Below are 20,753 nucleotides of genomic sequence, written 5' to 3'. Positions count from 1 at the left end.
ATCAAATTAACTATCAAATGAGAAAAAATCAAAAGATGCCAATACGATATCCTCGTAATGGCATCTTTTTCTATAGCTATTGTTTAAAAAGCATAGCGGTAATACAGGGTAACTTCGATGTTTGAACTTTTGATATCGTGCATTCTGCTTTAAAAATGCAGCGCACAGTCCTGCCAAGCCGTTTTCCACAAAAAATTCCGACTATATTATTGATTGTGTTATTTGGCTTTTGCTAGTAAATAAAGAAAATATGGAACACTAATAACTGTAATAACGATTCCTGTTGGCACATCTCCTACGAGGCTAACCGTGCGCGTAATCGTGTCAGCCAACACCACGACTAGTCCCCCAGCCAAGCTGGCAGCCGGAATGAGCAATTTGTGATCGGGACCGACCAGTTTTCTGGCCATATGCGGAGCGATCAATCCAACGAAAAAGAAACTACCTCCCACAGCTACACTGCCAGAGGATAAAGCAACAGCAGCGATTGACAACCCCAAGAACTGTCGCTTCACGGAAACACCAAGCCCCTGTGCTGTCTGATTGCCCAAATGGAGGGCATTCAATATGCGAGCCTTGTAAAAAATATAGCCGAGTAAGATCAAGACCCATGGTGTCAGTATGGAGATATAACCCCAATCATCGCCCCATAGGCTCCCCGCCAGCCAATACAGCATGAAGTTCATCTGCGAATCATCCAGCTTGAGTGTCAAGAAGGTCGTCAGCGCCCCGTACCCGCTTCCTAGCGCGACCCCGGTCAAAATCAAACCGATTGGCGAGATGTCTCGTCCGCGGCGATACGATAATAAGAAGATCAACCCCGCCGCCAATAGTCCGCCAACAAAAGCCAACAGAGGCAGAGCAATAAAGGAACTCTTGCCTGTGGATGCAATGAATACAACAAAGAACAGGACAAACAAACCCGATCCCGAACTAATACCCAGTGTCCCCGGACTAGCCATGTCATTACGCAGCAAACTCTGCATCACGACACCCGCCGCTCCCATTCCCAGACCTACCAAGATCGAAAGTACAATTCGTGGCAAACGAAAATCAAAAACAATCAGATTTTGCTTATCGGTACCGTTTCCTATGAGAACGTTCAGCACTTCTAGCGGTGAAAGATTCATTTTGCCAGAATTCATGCTAATGATCGCAAACACAAGGATGAGCACCATAAGCACTACATTGATGATAATGCCTCGTTTCATCGTATAACGCCGCTTGATCATTCATATTCCCTCCTTTGTCTTCGAGCCAAGAAGAGAAAATACGGCACACCAATGATAGAAAATATAATGGCAATCGGCGTTTCGAACGGTTTATTGATCAAACGTCCAGCCAAATCGGCCGATACGGTCAGCAACGCACCATATAAAGCCGCTGCCGGAATAATGTATCGATAGTCGACACCTACCATATATCGCACAATATGCGGGGTGATCAGACCCACAAAACCAATCGGGCCAACGACAACAACAGCCAATCCAGTCAGTACAAGTACAATAATTGTCGACAAAATCTTGACCAGTCCGCTACGAATGCCGAGTCCACTTGCCACATCATCTCCCAAACTGAGCAATGTAACGGAAGGGGACAGCGCCAGTGCCAGCAGTATACCCCCAACAAAGAGCGGTGAGATAATCAGCAATTCTCCCCATTTGACCCCCGCTGTGCTACCCGCCGTCCAGAATGTCAATGCTCGCCCCAAATCATAATTGATTGCCAAGTACTGACTGAGTGCGCCAAACAACATTGAAATAGATAGACCTGCCAGTACAAGCCGCTGAGGCGTCATTCCGCGATTGCCCAGTGACGCGGTAAAGTAAGTCATACCGGTGGCGATCGCTGCTCCCAGACAAGCGAACAACATCATCTGCCAATACGAATAACCCGGCAGAAAGGCCAGGCATAGTGCAATTGCAAATGCTGCGCCAGAGCTAATCCCCATCAGCCCGGAGTCGGCCAGCGGATTACGCGTTGTCCCCTGCATGATAGCGCCACATACCGCAAGGCTGCACCCAACGATCAGATCAGCTACGGTACGCGGGAGACGCATGGTTTGAATAATTTGATGTTCAGTGAGCATTGGATCAAATCGGAAAATAGCCTCCCATACCGTTGCTAACCTCATATCAGCAGCACCAAACATAATGGATGCCGCCGACATGAGAACCGTTAATCCAAGCCCTACTACCATGTACATGGTGAAGTTCATCGCCCCACGGCGTTTATGTTCAGGCTTGCTTTTCATCTCGTTTCCCTTTCATCACCTATTGACAATCCAAACGAATATGGATAGTAACGTCCATAAATTCGACTGGTCATGTTTGAAAATTTGGAGTGCTCAATTAAAATTTCGTTTTAACTCTTATTTAGCTAATGCCAGCAATTGACTAACAATATAATCAATCAATGCACTGGAAGTCATTACGTCGGTGGACCAAGATAGCGAAGAATCCACCTTTACGATCCGATCATGTTGAACAGCAGGTATGGCATTCCACACTGCATTATCAGCAGCAACTGTCCCATCTCCTAAGAAGATCATATAATCCCCCGAGTAAGCGGGTAATACTTCCATGGAGACATCGCCCCAATATTTATCTGCATCGATAATATCCGTTTGGACTTTTGAAGGTGCCTGCAATTGAAGTTCATCGTAAACAAGCTCGCCAACGGCATGCTTGGCTCCAGCTATGTAGTTACTTTTATCACTGAATTCTCCAACCGTAATTGTCACATCGGATAGGCCCGCATTCTGAAAGGCTAGCTTTGCTTCTTCGATTTTTCCGTTATAAGCATTCAAGACATCCTTAGCCTCTTCCTGTTTGTTCAAAACATCGCTAATAAATTGTATCCGCTCTTCTGTAGTCATATCACCATAGGGAACATAAATGGTCGGGGCAATTTTGGATAAATCATCATACGACTCATCGCTCCATGCCAAAATGATAAGATCCGGCTCAAGCGTCATGATATCTTCCGGCTCCATGGCTACTTTTATGGAGTCTGTAATCTGGTTAGCATAAACAGGCTCTGTCTCTCCCCGTGCAGCTCTAGCAACACCTAAAGGAGTTACACCTAGGGCTACCACATCACCAACCAAATAATCGACTACAACTCGCTGAGGATTGTTAGGTACCTCAACATCACCCTTAACTGTGGATATCGTTCTGGTCTGCGAGACTGCTTCTGAAGCTTTTGTCTCCGACCCTTCTTGTTGTGTCGCCTGCTGTGTCTGCGCAGGTGTTGTATTTGCCGTTCCCCCATTATTCGCTGGCGTCCCCGACGTACATGCCGTCAATAAGAGCATCATGCTTATCGCCGCCGCCAAAATCATTTCTTTACTTCTTAATGTTCCAAACATCGTTGATTCCCCATCTCTATAAGACTTGACTAGACTCGCTAGTTCCCTCTCATCGTAAGGGAGATGAGAATCATTATCAATACCATCAACCTGCATGGATAGTGCGTTTATTTTCCGATAATCACTTGGTGTCATCTTGTAATGCTTCTTAAACATGCGGAACAGGTTTTTCTCATCTGTGAAACCAGCTCCTGTTGCGATTTCTTTAACTGTCGCTTCTGTATGTTTCAAGTCATGACAGGCAGCTTCAATCCTTCTCTGAATGAGATACTCCTGTAAGTTCATCCCTTCCCTTTTTTTGAACAAACGCGTCAATTGTCCACCACTGATCCCAAACATATCGGCAATTTGTTGAAACATAATCGGCTCCCTGTAATGTTTATCGAGATATACCTTGGCAGAACAGGCTGGATCTGGCTGGAGATACCGAATCTCACCACCCTCCAAATCCCTGTACACCTCATGAATCAATTGATATAGAAAACTTTTGGCCTGTAGCTGATCCATCGCTTTGCCACGTTTCCAGCCATTCATCATTCGTTGGAACCAATCACGTAGCAAGATGGGATTACTTGGCGTATAACCAAACTGTTGAACAAATGGATTTACTTGCTCCAGTAATTGTTGCAGATGTTTCTTGAAAAAGAGAGGTGATTCTGCTCTATAAAACACCATAAAGGTCTTCACCATCTCCTCTTTAGGCGTAATACTGAGCAGGCTCCCCTTCCCGCCGTGAACTAAACCGAAGCGTTCCATTGCAAATGTGGTTTCATTCAGTTGGATTTGCGCTTCTCCCCCATATGCATAGATAAACATGCTACTAGGCATTTTATATTGCTCCAACGGGTATTGTGACGCTACATTCTGAAAGCGTACATCTATTAATGTAATGATCGAACGTGTCCAGATACTGGCCATCATATCAATCATCTCTGGTGTAAATCCCTGTCTTGCTTCTTCCTCTTGCATCTACCCGCACTCCTCGTTTCACTTTTTCCAATGTATACATCACTTAATAATTGATATTGATTATCAATATCACATTTGATCAGGTAAGTATATATCATTAAGTGATATTGGGGAACAGGCAGTGGACGTTATGCTTTCCATCCGCTTTCGTAAAAAACTAAAAAGGAACACCTGATAGTACAAAAAAGAAGCCTGATCCATATGGATCAGGCTTCTTCATTATGTTTATTGTATTTAACAAGATTACGTAGTCACCATGTTTCTCTTGTCACCTGCGACCAAGTTTATTAAGACTTTGCAGGTTTCCGAGAAGGTTTGGCGGAGCTGGATTTTTTATTCTTTTTCTTACTTACTTCCACAACCACAGGCTCCTGTGGGTGTTCCACCGGGTACATTTTACGGAACAATAATGTCTGTAGTACCAGGAACGAACCCCCAACGGTCCAGTAGAGCGGCATCGCTGCCGGAGCTGTAAGAGAAAAGAATGCCATCATCAATGGGGAGAGATAACCCATAATGGCGAACTGTTTTCGCTGCTCAGGCGCCATATTGGCTTGTGATACCTTGGCTTGAATCAGATATATGACCGCAACCACCACAGCGAGTACGTAGTCCGGCGCTCCCAGTTTGAACCACAGGAACGAGTGGGAGGACAACTCCGGTGTAAGTCGGATGGCTGTGTAAATACCTGAAAGTATAGGCAGCTGAATGAGCATCGGCAAGCAACCAATGTTCAGCGGATTGAACTTATGTTTCTTGTATAGCTCCATCGTTTCCTGAGACATCTTTTGCTTATCAGCAGGATCATTTTTGCCTTCATATTTTTTCTTGAGCGCATCCATCTCGGGTTTCATGGCGTTCATGATGACTCGTGTTCCCTGCTGGGACTTGGCTTGACGCATCATCAAGGGCAACAATGCTAAACGAATGACCAGCGTAATCACGATAATCGCGACCCCGTAGCTTCCGCTAAATATGGTGGCAATATGCTGAATCAGATACGACAGTGGAAATACAATGTAGTGATTAAAAAATCCCGGTGTCGATGAAGTAATCTCCGACACGTTGTTGCTGCATCCGGCAAGCAGCATGACTGCAAACAAAATGACAATCAGGCCATAGATCCGTCCCTTGCCCGAAGTAAAAGTGAATCCCTTGTTGGTCTTATGTTCCATATATATCCTCCTCGTTGATTTGTTGACCAATCGTTCAACGAGGAATGACAATCTGGTTCATCTTCATCGGGCGCTTCTCTTCGTCTAATCATGCGGCTCCAGTCTTCCTGTCTGTGCTGTCTGTCCAAACACAGGGCGGGAAGTACAGGTTCAAGTCCACCACCGGCGCCACCTTCCATCCAGTACTCTGTCATGCCACAATGAAGATGGGCAATATAGGCATAACTGACGGTGAAGATGAGTCCAATCGAGAATAAATATGGTAATAACTCCTGCAGTTCAAACAAGGGATTCACCCCCTTTATAGGTTAGTTTTTATATTATAACACTTACATATTGTTTTTGCATAAATCCGTACGTGAAAACAACTACTATTCAGCTATTCCGTTCTCAATTTGGACATTTCTAGCTCAGCTCGGTGTCTCGCCACGTTATAAGAAGGCCATGAACGATCTGATGCATCCTCGTCCAGGTAGGCTTGACGTTCCAGCATTTCCCTCTTAAGATCCGGATACTCCTCCTGAGCAAACTCTCGAAGTAACGGAACTGCATCTGCCGACAGACTTGCCAGATAGGTTGCATCAATATTGCCAGTCTGATGATAACGTTCAATATTCAGCTCGGCAATCCGTTTATCCATGCCCACATAATTGATAGCAACATATGCAGTGAGCGCAAGCACAATATACCAGCGGATCAGCGGTATTGACGTGTACCGTATACGAAGGCCAGCAATCAGCAACAGGAGTGCGAGGAAGATCATGAATGCGTGTACCAGGAAGCGGATGTACGTATATCCATATGCCTGCTCATACAGATTTAGGCGCATAAACGCGGAATACAACATAATTGCTGAACAACTGACCAGAATCAGGAGAAGTACCTGATGTACGATGGAACCCGCTTTGCCACTCGAACGGGTATACTGCAAAGCAACAATAAGAATAAAGAAGTTAATACCTGTGACGAGAATTAACTCTGCGAATCCACTTCTTGCATAGTCTGCGTAAGACAGATCTACCGGAAGATGCCCCTCTCCTGCACCAAACAGATACGAAAACTGTACAAGTACAAACAAAACGTACACACAGTTAATGACAATCAGCATCGTCCCCACAATGATGGGGTCCAATCTGAATGGTTCCCGATGAACCGGAGTGCGTTCGGGCTCGGGTGTAATCTTATTGGTAACCTGAACTTCAGTGGCCGGGTCCACAGGAGAGAATATATAGGTCTGATCACGCTTATCAACCGTGGATGCTACTCCATTTTTCCAATGTGCGTTCGCTCTCTTCTCTGCCTCATATTGCATTGGCTGTACAAATCCCCATACATAACCAAACAGCAATATACCTGCGATGACAATCCAGATGATTCTCGGTATCCCTGGAGTAAAAGCCAATTGATTCAGCCACTCCGGAAAACCGGCTAAATACTGATTAAAGACCCCGTCAGCGGAGGAAAGTAATGCAACGACTACAATGAGGATAGGCAAGGACGCCACAAGACCAATGAGTACTTTGAAAACAACTGTTTTCTGGGATTTGCCCATGCCACGCCCACCTGCTCTCACAGCAATGGCGGCAACAGTCCCCCAATGACGTATGGCTTGAGGCAGCATGTGGTCAATAGCCGTACCAATCAAACCAATCTCCCACCACTGCTTCTGTTTTCTGCCCATCAGATACGTCATATGTAAGATAACTACGCCAGGTATGACCAGAAAATTAAGAACATACAGCAGTTCATTGTCGTATAACAGAAACGTTAGCGACAACAATAGCACTACAGCCGCTACAAAAGCATCAATGAACTTGAAAGACCTCATGCGATCCCGTGCAAACAGATACATGAACACATAAAAGAGAATTACAAAGATAGGATACGATACGCCAATCTCATTACCATAGAATAAATACTGGTGAATGATCGCCAGCATCCATGCAGACAGTAGCGTGATTAGAGCGCGTTGCGGTGAAGCCATTATTTTATCAATCATGGGAAAAACCTCCATTAACCTTTCTATGCTATATTCTAGATGATAAAATAGGAATATAAATAGAAATTAAAATCGACAAAACTTCTTATTTTAGAGGAATACGTCAGAGTTCACCTCCAGGAGGGAATCAACACTTGAAATTACATCAGCAATATCTGCTGTTACATCGTCATTACGGTCACCATGCAGAACATGAACTTACACTCGCCGATCTCGCTGAGTTGCTAAATTGTACACACCGCAATACGTTAACGATTGTCAAAAAGATGGTTGCCCATGATTGGATTCGTTGGGTTTCCCAGCGTGGCCGGGGTCGGCGTTCTTCACTGACCTTGCTTGTTCCGGCTGATCAAATCGCCGCAGAATATATGATGCAGGCCATGAATCGCCGGGAGTTACAGGAAGCTGCCGAGCAGGTGAGCGCATTCTCCAGTTCAACAATCATGCAGGATCATCTAAACCAGTGGTTGCTTGGGTATTCAGGACATCATACGGAAGCCGGCACCAATAATGAGCAGATTGATACGCTTCGGTTGCCCCTGCGCCAACAGCTTCATGCCCTTGATCCGCTGTTCATTAATCTATTAGCTGAATCCTTTGTTACCAGCCATGTCTTTGACGGGTTGGTTCAGCGGGGTGAACAGGGAGAGATCCTCCCATGTCTCGCTCATACCTGGGATGTCAGTGTAGACCGAAAGACCTGGATCTTTTATTTGCGAAAAGGTATTACATTTCACGATGGTCAGTTGTTGACAGCCCATGATATTGTTCATACGTTTGAACGGCTGCAATCTACAGATCGCCGGACACTGTACCGTGATGTAAGTAAACAGATTCTATCTATTGAAGCGGTCGATTCCTTAACCGTGTGTTTCCAGCTTAAAAATCCTCATGAATTGTTTTTGTCCTTCCTGACAACAAGTCGTGCGGCGATTGTACCCTCACCAGGAACAAACGAACATAAGATGAAGCATTCGGGTGATGTACATGGGATGCAAAAACCTGTTGGGACGGGACCGTTCAAGGTCACCGCTTGGGATGATCACTTGTGCAGACTTGAAGCCTTTTCATCATATTTTCAGGGTAGAGCACATATGGACCGGGTGGATATTCTGCAGATTCCGTGGAGTGCCTCGGCAAAAATGGACGATAGCCAAGATATCGAAACTCCGTTCTTTCATCTTGTTCATAATCCGTCTTCGTCTGCGGGTGCAGAATGGACACAGATTAGTGCAGGTGTACTGGTTCATAAATTACTCACGTGTAATACACAAAAAACCGGACCGTTAAACGATCCGGAAGTAAGAGCACACCTTCAGTTATGCCTTGCTGGAATGTATAGAGATGACGGACGTGCCGATGACTCTGAGGTCGTGGAGACTGATTTTAGTGCGGTGAATACCGGAATGGTTGACCCGGAGGGATTTAGAGATATTACTAAACGACTTACTTCGTCTACTCCCATCTCACTGCAAATTGCGACCATCCCACAGTATCGCAGGGATGCCCAACATCTGGCGTCCATACTGGAGCTGTGCGGTTTCTCCTGTACCGTCCGTACTGCTACGATGGAGCAGTTCAAAGGAAACTTGAGGTTGGAATCTGATCTGATTCTCTTCTCTCTCATTCGGGACAGGGACGAAGAACTGCGCAGGTATGATCTTTACTCCACGTTGTCTGAGCATCTGGAAGATTCTACTCGTATAACGATCCATGAGATCTTGCAAACCATCGTCGCCTCTCACATCGCTGCGGATCGAACTCGTGAATTAGACCGCATTGAGCAATTTTTGGTTGGTCAGAATTTACTGTTCCATTTATCCGAAAAACCGGTAGAAACCGCTTATCTGCCTTCGGTACGTGGTCTATCTTTCAACAGCCAGGGCTGGGTGAACCTGCGTCATATCTGGTTTCCTTCGCAGGTGATGAAGTGAGATTGTTATGGATTGTGCTAAAATAAGCAAATGATATTAGCTCACATCTTACACGCACTTGCACCATACTAAGGAGGCATTACATTCATGAGCAAACTGATTTTCTTTCTCGGCGGGGCCGGAAGTGGCAAGTCCACCCTTGCCACAGCCCTTTCCCGTAAACATAAAGCTGCTTTCTTTGATATGGATATTTTGCTTCGTCCCGCGGCTGAGGCGATCATGACCCTTCAGGGACTTGATCCTTCCGACCGAGATTCGCCTGAATACAAAAGGTTGTGCCGTGATCTTGGGTACCGCATTACGATGGACGCCGCTCTGGATAACGTTCAGTTGGGTATCGATACGATTGTTGTGGGGCCATTTACCAAGGAAATCGGTACCCCGGATTGGATTGCTCAGGAACTTGAACGAATTGGACATACTCTGGATGATACGGATGTTCGTGTGGCCTATATTTATCTTGAGAATGAAGCGTTGTATCACAAACGGATCTCAGCAAGACAATCCCCACTAGATGAATGGAAGTTAGCCAACTGGGATGCCTTCACAGCTTCTCTCGTCCGTAAAGAAATAGCCTGGCCCCTCCCTGCTTCATCCGTCGCTTATATTGATAATTCCAGTGATGATCCTGCGATTGCCTATGCTGAACTTGAACGACGGATGTACGCGTAGTTTTATAAAATCTACGTCCCAATTCCTCTGCACGATGTCGCTTTGCATGGAAAATAAGAAGACAAAACAAAAAGAGGTATTTGTCGAGACCCCCATTGGGTCCATCATGACAAATACCTCTTTTCATATATTTAAGATCATTCAAAACTCACTCAAAACTCACTCTTCATCCTCAACAATTGCGGGATCACGCAAAAAGGTTTGCGGTAGTCCTGCCATAATAAGTGCGTACTACGGAATCGCCATTACATTCGAACTGATAGATTATAGATGTACTTAACTGTAAGAGAACAAACATATCTCAACTCAAAGGAGAATTTCATGAAATCTCATGTAGCAACATGTCCAACTCGACAACAACAACACAGCTACAAATCAAATCCTAATTGGAAACGTGCCGTAGCCAACATCCTCCTGGTGGCATCTCTGAGTTTCACCACAATAACCAGTGTATCGGCAGAGAGCAGTCTCCCTCTTCCTCAGGTAAGCCCTCAGGAAACTGAATCGTTCATCAATCAATTCTTCGCCCAACCTGAAGTGAAGTCTGCTCTGAAAGGTGCGGTAGTCACCGTTGTTCACGATCAACAGATCGTTTTGAATAAAGGATATGGTTATGCCAATGTGGAAAAACAAATCCCCGTCGACGCCGACTCCACTCTATTCCGTGTAGCCTCCATCTCCAAAACGCTGACAGCAACCGCTATTATGCAATTGACCGAGCAAGGTAACGTAAAACTTAATCAGGATATCAGCGCATACACAGATGGTCTTAATCTGACCAACCATACCGGAACAGCGTTAACATTGGATCATCTGATGACCCACACCAGCGGGTTTGATTTCACAGATGCAGCAGCTATACCCAGGGAGTTGAATCATTCTTATCCGCTTGAGCAATTCATCCAGGACAACAAACCGTCCGTTGTTCGCAATCCAGGAGAAGTTTTCCGTTATGACAATTACGGTTATGCACTCTTGGGCTACATTGTTCAGAAACAGTCCAAACTTCCGTTTGAGACTTATGTACAACAGCATATATTCAACCCACTTGATATGTCGGATAGCCATTTTACACTAAGCAAAGACACACTGAGTAAACTCGCAACTCCTTATGGCGCTGAAGGACAGGAGCTTCCGCAATATCCCAATATACCGGACAGCTCCCCTGAGGGCGGATTAATTACAACTGGACGGGATATGGCTCACTTTATGCTTGCTCAGCTCAATCAAGGTTCGTACCAGGGTGCACGTATACTAGAACCGTCATCCGTCCAAGCAATGCAAACGCTGTATGTGTCCATACACCCGGATATACCTGGAACAGGTTACGGATTCGAATCCACCTATTCGCAGTATAATCATGGACGGAAAGTCGTGAGTAAAGCAGGCGATCTGGACGGATTCCACTCCAATCTGTGGCTGTTGCCTAACGAGAAGACTGGACTATTTATCGTCTCCAACAGTGATGGACCAGATCTGCGAGAAGCGCTTTTTCAAGCATTTATGGATCATTTTTATCCGAGTAATGAGGTCCAAGATGTCAATTATAGCGTACCCGAGTCTTCACTCCATTCCTACGAGGGACTATATCGGGATATCCGTTTGCCTGCATGGTTGTATGATATTACAGCAACAGAGAAAGGTCTTCAGGTTATAGATGCTTATGGCACTCACACTTTAACACCCGTTAAGGACATGTTGTTCATGGATGAGGAAGGCAAGCTCGCTGGTTTCAAAAAAAATCAGTCAGGTGAAATCACGTATTTCTATTACAACAAGTCAGATAGCTGGTCCGAGAAATTGCCAGAAGCCAAACCTTATGAAGATGTGCCAGAAGACCATCCCTATGCTCCGTACATCTATCGTTTAACACAGATTGGCCTGTATCCACAGGATCAATCCCTATTTGAACCAGAGAAGCCTGTTAGTCGTGGGGAGTTTGTAACACAGGTTGTGGGCATAAGCGGAATGTCCATTTCAGCTCAATCACCAAAATTTAAAGATACCCAATCAAGTCCCTACGCCGCCTACATTCAAACCGCTCTTGAACTGGGTATTGTGCAAGGTAATACTCGTGGATTGTTCCATCCTGACCAAGCCATAACAAGGCAAGAGGCCGCGGTGATCATATCGAGAACGGCACAACAACTCCTTGGCGCACCTGCCGTAACTGCCGATCTCATCGGTTCACAGGATCGTTGGGCTGAAGAAGGTGTCCAGTTTGTGGTTGCTCTAGGTCTCTACGGTCCGGAAGTATCTGTATCCAGCACCGGTGCTGTGGATTATAGATCGAAGCAACCTATGCTGAGGCAGGAATCATCAGTTTTGATGTACAAAATGTTAGGCACTCTGCTACATTAACATAGAGTGATGCTCGGCAAGCCATGTCATTGCTACATGGCTTGTTTTTCCACTTCATTTTACCAACGATGCATTTTATAAGAACGGATGATTTTACCATGCGACTAAAACTCTCATTACATAGATTCATGAAAACTAAATTTAATTTCGTATGGTTTGTAACGATGTTGTGCTTTATACTGACAGCCACGTATATCCATATCTCTTCATTTATGAATCCTTATATCGGACTTTCGTTGACACCAAATGCCTCCAATTCTTGGGCAGTACATGATGTAGATCCGCAAGGTTTAGCTTATACATCCGGGATTAGATCAGGTGACACCGTTATCTCCTTGGAACCCAAAGGAGGAGTCCGGTTACTCCATCAAAAAGGTGTATTCTTAGTGACTGAAGCCTACATCATCGACGTTGAGAATTCTCACGGTCAGGCATCCGAACATACCATGAAGCCTGGACCACGTGAATGGTTCAACATCGGCTTCTCATCCATAGTAGAATTATTGCTATTGTTGACCGGAACCTATGCCTTCTTTAACCAACCCGGTTCACGAGTGATGCGCCTGTTCTACCTCCTTAACCTGTCCATGGCCATATGTATACTGACGATATACACATCCCAGTTGCCTTTATCCAATTATATTCTGGCCTTTTGTGCGGCATGGTTACCTTACTGTCTAACTGCTTTTTATGTGTCTTTTGTATTCCGTACCCGTCTGCATCGTTTTCGATGGTTATTAATCATCAGCAGATGTATTGCGATTGCCTACTCTACTGGCCTTGCCTTTCTGTACATCAAGCAGTGGATGATGACCGATATTCAGATCAATCAAGGCATTACTACCGTCAGTACTCCTGTTGCACCGTCTGGTCCAACCAATCTGCTCAACTTTATTCTTTGTGCAACCCTTCTGATCTTAATCTGGATGACATGGGTTAATCGTAAAAGCTACAATCGCAAGGAGCAGAACCAGCTATTGCTCATGTTAACAGGAATTATTGTCAGCCTGATTCCCTTCATCATCTGTTTTGCTATTCCAACCCTGCTTCAAGGTGAACCGTTATTGCCTGTAGAGTACACATTAATTGGATTTCTGCCTTTATCATGGATGTTCACTTATGTACTTGTACAACGGAGTATGCTTGACCTCAAACTGGTTATGCCAAGATTGATGATTCATGGACTATATGCTTTAATCGCATTTTTACTGTTTCTGGCTGCTTCTCACCTGCATTCGTTAATTCATATCAGCTTGCTGTTTGTCTCGTTTTTGCTGATCACTTGGGTGTATCAGTACACGCTCACACGCTCACGCAAGAAAAACAAACTTAACAAAGACTGGCTGGAACACCAGCAACTGCGGTTGACTGTGCGAATGGCTGAGCAGCAAAACATGCGGGACATGATTCACGTGTTTGCCGAGATGTTCCACAAGATGCTGGATATTGAAGGTGTAATTCTCATATGGATTGATGATAAACACAGATATTCTCAGGAAGGCACAGGGATTTTTGCTTCCATTCAGAATATAGATAACCAGATTTTGGATATTGAAGTTTTACGACAAAAATATGAATTGGCACAGGTTTGGGAGCTATCAGGTGAACCCACTACGGAGACGATAGGATTTTTGGGCATCGGTCACAAAGAAAATCGCACCCTTTTTTCAGCAGAAGAGCAGGATATCATTGATCAAGGCAGGCTGGAAGCAATTCGAATGCTCGTCAATGGGAGACTCTTATCCGATCTGCAGAAGCGATATGAATACCGTGTAGACCAGACAGCTCTTCATGAATACCAGATACGCCGTCATCGGCAGTTCAATGATATTATGATGGAAGCCCAACAGGCAGAGCGTATGAAAACCTCTTATTTCCTTCATGATCAACTGCTTCAAAACCTGATTTTCCTGTCTCGTGATTTGGAGGAATTACACGATACCGGAGATACGCATAAGGATCAAACGGCTGTTTGGCTGGAGTGCCTGTATGCTTCCCAGAGAGATATACGTCAATTGTGCGATGATCTCTACCCTCATATTATGGATCGAAGTGATCTTGAGGAAGCGTTGCAATGGCTCATCCGTACACTTCAAATGCAAAGTGGCATCAGAATGGAACTAAACTACAACGCCCTCTCTGAAGAGTTGAAGCACGAACCTCTGAAGTCCACCGTCTTTCGGACGGTCCGCGAACTCATTATGAATGTGATGAAGCACGCACAGGCGTCGTTCTGCTCCATTCAGGTACATACAAGGGATACTGACTTGATTCTCCAAGTAGAGGATGACGGCTTGGGGTTTAATGTTCATACCACATTTGATACTGCAACAGGGCACTTCGGTTTGATATCCATACAAAGCAGCATTCAGCATCTCGGTGGAGAATTCACCATACATTCCAGCCTTGGCAAAGGAACCTCAATCAACATCCGTTTGCCTTTAACCAAAGGAGCAACTGAACAATGAGCGAACCCATTACAGTCGTACTGCTTGATGATCACCCCCTGGTCATGGAAGGTCTCAACAACCGCTTAAACCGCGAACCCGGCATACAGGTAATAAAAACATTCAGCGATCCATTGCTTTTTTTATCCGAAGTAGAGGCGTTGCGACCAGATGTTGTTGTGATGGATATCCGCATGCCCCAGCTTGACGGGTTCGAGGTTGTGAGAAGATTGAAAGATCAATACGGGTTATCCGTCAAAATTATACTGCTATCCGGATACAACTATCACGAATTCCAGTTAAAAGCTTATGATCTGGGCGTTCATGCCTACTTGTCAAAGCAAGCAACGTATGGACAGATTATCAACGCCATCCACCAAAGTATGTTGGGTCATGTGCTTATTCCAGAGAAAATGTTATCTCCTAATCTTGAGCAATCCCTCACAGCAACTGAACGGGAAGTGCTTAACCGCATTGCACTGGAGATGACCAACAAGGAGATTGCACAGGATCTGGCGATCAGTCCACGTACAGTGGAGTATCATATAACTTCTATTACGCAGAAATTTGGTGTGAAGTCCAGAGTTGGTGCTGTAGTCAAAGGCTATCAGGCAGGGATTCTCGGTGACGTAACACTCCCTGAGAAACGGTAAAACATGTACCACTTTAAAAGAACAACAAAAGAGCGGCAGAACACCCTGTAATACAACCTGAGGTTTGTTCTGAACCGCTCTATTTGTTGATTTACTTTACTATGAGGTTTTCCTATAAGGAGCATTCATGCTTGATACGTCTGCTCCTTTACCCGCGCTGACGTGCCGCTTGACGTTCAGCAATGCGAGACTTAATCATTCCGTGACTTTCATCAATCTCTTCCGGTGTGCACGCGGCTTTCAGCTCATATACTTTCACCGGAGAACGGTCGATAATATCCAAAAACGAATCAAAAAAGGTCATGTCTTTACTATGGATGTATGGACACCAATGATCTGATAACCCTACGGTTTCATGAATATGCACGCCAACCACGTGATCAATCAACGCGTTAGCCTCACGTACATTATCGTACAGCCCCATTCGATCCATCATCATGCCGTGACCAATATCGTACCAAAGACCAAGCGGTGCGCCCTTCATTTGTCCAATAATCGTTCCCGCTTCGTGCAAAGTCGGCATCTGATAACAGCGTGAACGGGTCTCAATACCGAAATTCACCCCGTATCCCCGCTGCTCCGACAAGTTACATACCTCTTCCAGACTCTCCTGAATAAGGCTCAGGTAATGTGCGCTGCCATCTTCCCGCTTCTCCAGCATCTCTTGCCATAAAGATTGATATGCTGGTGAATCCGGTCCTTGATCGTGGTATATCTTTTTCAACGCTTCATCTATATTATATTCAAACGGAACCTCACCGGGATGTACAACGACAGCCTTGGCCCCATAACGATGTGCGTACTCGGCTGAGCGAAGTAACAGCTCAATCGCCCGTTTGCGGCGCGGTTCATCATCGAACCCAAGCAGGACGGAATCCGTCCCATAGTCGGGATCAGCCACATGCGGGAATGTATTATGCACACTGGATACACCGATCTCGCCCCGTTCAATCATCGGTTCTATCGTCTGCAGCATCTCTTCCGTAACGTTATAATTCAGCTCAACTTGTTTGAATCCAAGAGACTTGATCTCCTCGATCATGCCTTGTCCGGTCGTATGACGTTTGATATTCCAACATGTTGAGAACGAATATTCCTGTTTGTCCGTATACATCATTGGTCCTCCTGTCTCTCATTCTATCGCCCATTCATATTCCATTTATCTCTATCTATATAAGTTGAACCAATACACTTTATACTAGATCACTCCAATTGCAGTACCATCTTCTGATCGCTGTTATCCCCAGATTTTTTTGATCCCCTTCTCCAAAGGGAAAAATCCGGTGATAGCTTATGCTTCCGATGCAGCTTTCTTGCAGAAAGCTTTCAGGCGAACGCTCCGCTTCTTCAGATCGGTTCTGCACTCTTCGTTCTCGTGTAAATGTTCAGTTCATCTTATATACCTATTTATTCCTCAATCCGTTGTCTTCACGGAGGGTGAGTTTAAATCTCATCTTCTTTGCAGTTTTCCCAGGCACATAACGATAGTTGATCTCCGCATGATTCACGTACATTAACACGGATGGTTCAGGTGCTTCAGCCTTCACGGTACACGTAAGTCCAGGGAACTGCCATAACACTGGTGTAATATCCTGCTGACGAAGGGAGGGGCCTCTGATTTCAAAATAAACGTCGATCTCTTCCGCCGTATCCAGCTCCACATCAATGGTTAACGAATCTGGTGTGAGATCCGCATCGAAATTTACTCCGCGCAGATGACTGTTCCACCCCTCGCCTACCTCACGGCGGATCAAGCGAAGATAATAACGCTCCCCCGTCTCTGTCTGCCAGTGGATCGTGGCGGGATGCATCTGGCCGTTGGTATTCACGCTTCCCGACATGGCCCCGATCATCCGATCCTCACCGATCCAGGCTTTGGCTGTACACAGATTCCGATTGGACGTTGGATCATTGCGCTCACACAGTTCCATGAACTGTTTCTGCACAAGCCGATCTTCTTGATGAGCCTTGAAATACGGCACGGCTTCAGCGGGCACATCCACCCCAAGGAGCGCAATCAGTGGATCATGGCCTGACTCACAGTTGATTCCTGCCAGATATTCATACCCTTCTCCAAGCAAGAGATAGATAAATACACCGATCGAACTATGCTCTCGCATCTCCATGTCGTACGCCCGAGAGAATGGGCCGGAGAGATTCTCCAGGTTGGCATTATAATATAGCGCAATGTTATTCCACAGCCCATGTTCAATCCGGTGTCCGATTTCGATCAAACGTTCCGTGAGTCCATACTTTCGATACATGCCAAGCACGGACAGATCAACCCCGTAATACGTTGTCGTATTGAACTCCGCGAATGTACCGTTGTATTGTTCAACCTCCTTCATCAACCCCTCCGCCTGTTCATCCGAATGCTGAATCCAATCTGTTCGGTTCAAGCGATGGCCGTAGTAGTGGGTAATGAAAATATGCATCAACTCAATATTCGTGTTCATTGGAATTACGTCGGATAACCTGCGTTCTATTGACCCTTGAACAGCCAGTTCCATCGCATGGTCCATCCGTTTCATGAGTGTCTCCGGCAGTAGTTCGGCGAATTCGGCAGTTACGACCACACAGACACAAGCGATAAACTCGCGCCAGTTGGGATCATAGCTGATCCAGACCGGTGGCAGAACCTGATTCACTGCCGAATGAAAAAGGTGTTTCAGTTGTTTGGGGTCTACTGCCTCTGTGAGCAGAGAACCCTCTTCCTGTAGTTTATGGATAAACTGCGCAGACACCTTCTCAAAGGTGCGTTCCAGGAAATAGGCCGTGCCTGGCGCAAAAGATTTCCAAGCATAGTGACCCGCTGGTGGATGCACATCATTGGGGCGGGTCGCGAATGTTCCGTGATAGATCTCATCCGGAGCGTCATATTGAACATCGAGCACCTTGTGGAACACCCGTATCGCGTGTTCCACATCACCAGGCTTATTTCGAATCAACAACCCGAGCGCATAATGTGCACTGGCTCGTGTGCTATGCTGCGATGAATCCTCTTCTTCAAAACTGCGAAGCAGATCCATTTCCTTGTCATAGAAGCTATCCATCATCAACATGGACTGATTTATAAGATACTGTTGTTCTTTCGACATCTTCTCTACCATTCGTTGTGTCATGTCATGGACCTCCCGAGACTATAGGTGCGTGTTCAAAAAGATCAGTTTTCAGTACCAAGAAGATGGAATTAAGCTAGAAATGGAGTAGCGGAGCGTAGGACAACTACGTGAGCAACGGACATTTCGGCTGAATTTCATATTCGATGCTGATAATGCCACTAGGCATCATTCGTAATCAAAAGTGAACTTTTTGAACAACCTCTATTAACCTTTTACAGCACCTACCATTACGCCACTGATAAAGTACCGCTGCAACCACGGATACACAAGCAGGATCGGTAACGTTGAGAATATAACGCTGGCTGCTTTCAGACTCTCAGGCAGGACTTGAACAGCACCAATACCTTCGTTCTGCATCAGTTCTGTAATCTGGTTTTGCTGAATCATCTGATACAATTTCAATTGCAAAGGGTATAGTTCAGGCTTCGTAATATACATGAGTGCATCCTGGAAACCATTCCATCGTCCTACCGCGTAGAATAGGCTCAGTGTCGCCATAACCGGAAGGGATAGCGGCAAAATAATGCGCATAAGTGTTCCAAAGTGGCTGCTTCCATCAATGCCTGCTGCTTCTTCTAGACTTTCGGGAATACCTCTGAAGAAGGTAATGAGGATAATCATATAAAACGGACTAATCAATCCAGGCAGAATAAGTCCCCATGTGCTATCAAGTAGATGTAGATTTTTGATCAGAATGTACTCGGGGATAATGCCGCCACTGAAGAACATCGTCACCACAATGACAAGCATGAACCATTTGCGCCCTTTCAGATTGCTCTTCGCCAGTGGATATGCCGCTGCAATGGTCATCACCATGCTTAGCACCGTACTCAAGACGGTCAGCCAAATGGTATAGATGAGGGAACGAATCATCGATCCATCTGCAAATACTTTGGTATACGCCTCAAAGGATAACTCTTTGGGGAAAAAGGAAACTTCTCCTGAACCGATCGCCCGGTTTGAACTGAGCGAGATCGCAATAATATGAATGAATGGTGCAAGACACAGCACCATCGTAATGATAATAAGAATGACGTTTACCGTGTTGAATATTCGATTCGCCGTGTTTTCAGACATCCCACTCACTCCTTACAGATCATATGTGAATCAATCCACTACATAATGCTCTCATCGGTTAATTTCTTGGACGTATAATTTGCTCCGAGTATGAAGACAAGTCCAACTAATGCCTGGAACAAACCTACAGCTGTTGCGAGCGTAACTTGACCAGACTGTAAACCGACACGATAGACAAATGTGCTGAGCACATCCGAGTATTCACGTACAGCCACGTTACCGATAATAAACGGTCGGTCGAAGCCGATAGAGATCATATTGCCGACATTGATGATCAATAAGGTAACAATCGTTGTTTTGATGCCTGGCAAGGAGATGTGCCAGATTCTGCGTAACCGACTTGCTCCATCCACTTCAGCCGCTTCGTAGAGTTCCCGGTTAATGCCCGTCAGGGATGCCAGATACAGAATCGTACCCCAGCCTGCACTCTGCCACACGCCTACCGCAAGATACGTGAAGAGCCAATAGTTTTTGTCTGAAAGGAAAGGTAATGGATCAAATCCCATGCTCATCAAGATATTGTTAATAAAACCGGATTGTGTACCGAATACCTGAAGTACAATCCCTCCAATAATGACCCACGAAATAAAGTGAGGAATGTACAGTAAAGTCTGTGCCAACTTTTTGAACCAGGCCTTCTTCAGCTCGAACAATAAGATGGCTAATATAAGTGGTGCCGGGAAGGAGACCAGTAGATCCAGCATGTTAAGCACTAACGTGTTGCGTAATGCCGTGTAGAATCCCTGATTTTGAAACACTTCTCTGAATGCATCCAAGCCAATCCACTCACTACCGGCGATCCCTTGAAAGAAGTTAAAGTCCTTGAACGCAATCTGCACGCCATACATTGGCCCATACTTGAAAATAATGAAGTAGATCATGGGCAGTAGGAGCAACGCATATAGTTGCCAGTTTCTGCGGAAATAGATGCTTGTTTTCATATACCTTCCCCCCATGTCATTCAGGATTCTTCA

15 protein-coding genes are annotated in these 20,753 nt (G+C 45.4%); 5 read left to right on the top strand and 10 right to left on the bottom strand.

Translation table 11 applies throughout. The features are described from left to right. Nucleotides 1-218: 218 nt before the first annotated feature. The 6 genes from MHI48_RS13210 to MHI48_RS13185 form a co-directional block, all read right to left on the bottom strand. Nucleotides 219-1,232: an iron ABC transporter permease gene (locus MHI48_RS13210; RefSeq protein WP_017688818.1), complete on the bottom strand. Its 1,014-nt coding sequence runs from the start codon at nucleotides 1,230-1,232 to the stop codon at nucleotides 219-221. Further along, complete coding sequence (locus MHI48_RS13205; RefSeq protein WP_405144246.1) at nucleotides 1,229-2,254, bottom strand: FecCD family ABC transporter permease; 1,026 nt, start codon at nucleotides 2,252-2,254, stop codon at nucleotides 1,229-1,231. Before MHI48_RS13205 ends, MHI48_RS13210 begins: the two co-directional genes overlap by 4 nt. 117 nt (nucleotides 2,255-2,371) lie before the next feature. Further along, on the bottom strand, nucleotides 2,372-4,339 hold the full coding sequence (locus MHI48_RS13200; RefSeq protein ID WP_405144244.1) for an AraC family transcriptional regulator: 1,968 nt from the start codon (nucleotides 4,337-4,339) through the stop codon (nucleotides 2,372-2,374). 287 nt (nucleotides 4,340-4,626) lie between these two features. Next, the gene (yidC, locus tag MHI48_RS13195) at nucleotides 4,627-5,514 is read right to left on the bottom strand and encodes a membrane protein insertase YidC (protein ID WP_405144242.1); all 888 of its coding nucleotides are present in this window, start codon (nucleotides 5,512-5,514) and stop codon (nucleotides 4,627-4,629) included. Continuing rightward, the gene (locus MHI48_RS13190) at nucleotides 5,451-5,801 is read right to left on the bottom strand and encodes a hypothetical protein (RefSeq protein WP_235193801.1); all 351 of its coding nucleotides are present in this window, start codon (nucleotides 5,799-5,801) and stop codon (nucleotides 5,451-5,453) included. The genes yidC and MHI48_RS13190 overlap by 64 nt, the downstream gene beginning before the upstream one ends. Nucleotides 5,802-5,893: 92 nt before the next feature. Further along, complete coding sequence (locus MHI48_RS13185) at nucleotides 5,894-7,513, bottom strand: DUF4153 domain-containing protein (RefSeq protein WP_405144240.1); 1,620 nt, start codon at nucleotides 7,511-7,513, stop codon at nucleotides 5,894-5,896. 134 nt (nucleotides 7,514-7,647) lie between these two features. Between MHI48_RS13185 and MHI48_RS13180 the strand changes: the two genes are divergently transcribed. The 5 genes from MHI48_RS13180 to MHI48_RS13160 all read left to right on the top strand — a co-directional run bounded on the left by MHI48_RS13180 (nucleotide 7,648) and on the right by MHI48_RS13160 (nucleotide 15,580). Next, on the top strand, nucleotides 7,648-9,447 hold the full coding sequence (locus tag MHI48_RS13180; protein WP_405144238.1) for an ABC transporter substrate-binding protein: 1,800 nt from the start codon (nucleotides 7,648-7,650) through the stop codon (nucleotides 9,445-9,447). A gap of 87 nt (nucleotides 9,448-9,534) precedes the next feature. Beyond that, a complete protein-coding gene (locus MHI48_RS13175; RefSeq protein ID WP_405144236.1) occupies nucleotides 9,535-10,119 on the top strand; it encodes an AAA family ATPase in 585 nt (194 codons plus the stop codon). Between the two features lie 321 nt (nucleotides 10,120-10,440). Next, nucleotides 10,441-12,480 (top strand): serine hydrolase, encoded by a 2,040-nt coding sequence (locus MHI48_RS13170; protein ID WP_405144234.1) that lies wholly within the window; start codon nucleotides 10,441-10,443, stop codon nucleotides 12,478-12,480. Between the two features lie 128 nt (nucleotides 12,481-12,608). Next, nucleotides 12,609-14,948 carry a sensor histidine kinase gene (locus MHI48_RS13165; RefSeq protein WP_235193800.1) on the top strand — a complete coding sequence of 780 codons (2,340 nt, stop codon included), beginning with the start codon at nucleotides 12,609-12,611 and terminating at the stop codon, nucleotides 14,946-14,948. Then, on the top strand, nucleotides 14,945-15,580 hold the full coding sequence (locus MHI48_RS13160; RefSeq protein WP_036608667.1) for a response regulator: 636 nt from the start codon (nucleotides 14,945-14,947) through the stop codon (nucleotides 15,578-15,580). Before MHI48_RS13165 ends, MHI48_RS13160 begins: the two co-directional genes overlap by 4 nt. Nucleotides 15,581-15,728: 148 nt before the next feature. Here the strand turns inward: MHI48_RS13160 and MHI48_RS13155 are convergent, their stop codons facing one another. From MHI48_RS13155 to MHI48_RS13140, 4 genes are all read right to left on the bottom strand, one after another. Further along, nucleotides 15,729-16,694: a sugar phosphate isomerase/epimerase gene (locus MHI48_RS13155; RefSeq protein WP_036608668.1), complete on the bottom strand. Its 966-nt coding sequence runs from the start codon at nucleotides 16,692-16,694 to the stop codon at nucleotides 15,729-15,731. Between the two features lie 289 nt (nucleotides 16,695-16,983). Then, nucleotides 16,984-18,702 carry a hypothetical protein gene (locus tag MHI48_RS13150; protein WP_405144231.1) on the bottom strand — a complete coding sequence of 573 codons (1,719 nt, stop codon included), beginning with the start codon at nucleotides 18,700-18,702 and terminating at the stop codon, nucleotides 16,984-16,986. A gap of 204 nt (nucleotides 18,703-18,906) precedes the next feature. Then, entirely contained in the window at nucleotides 18,907-19,779 is an 873-nt protein-coding gene (locus MHI48_RS13145) for a carbohydrate ABC transporter permease (RefSeq protein ID WP_076249554.1), read from the bottom strand. 38 nt (nucleotides 19,780-19,817) lie between these two features. Continuing rightward, nucleotides 19,818-20,720: a sugar ABC transporter permease gene (locus tag MHI48_RS13140; protein ID WP_017688833.1), complete on the bottom strand. Its 903-nt coding sequence runs from the start codon at nucleotides 20,718-20,720 to the stop codon at nucleotides 19,818-19,820. Nucleotides 20,721-20,753 lie beyond the last annotated feature (33 nt).

Origin of the sequence: Paenibacillus sp. FSL H7-0942, from assembly GCF_045040715.1 — a bacterium.
Taxonomy (GTDB): domain Bacteria; phylum Bacillota; class Bacilli; order Paenibacillales; family Paenibacillaceae; genus Paenibacillus; species Paenibacillus amylolyticus.
This window is presented reverse-complemented; position numbering and strand designations above follow the sequence as displayed.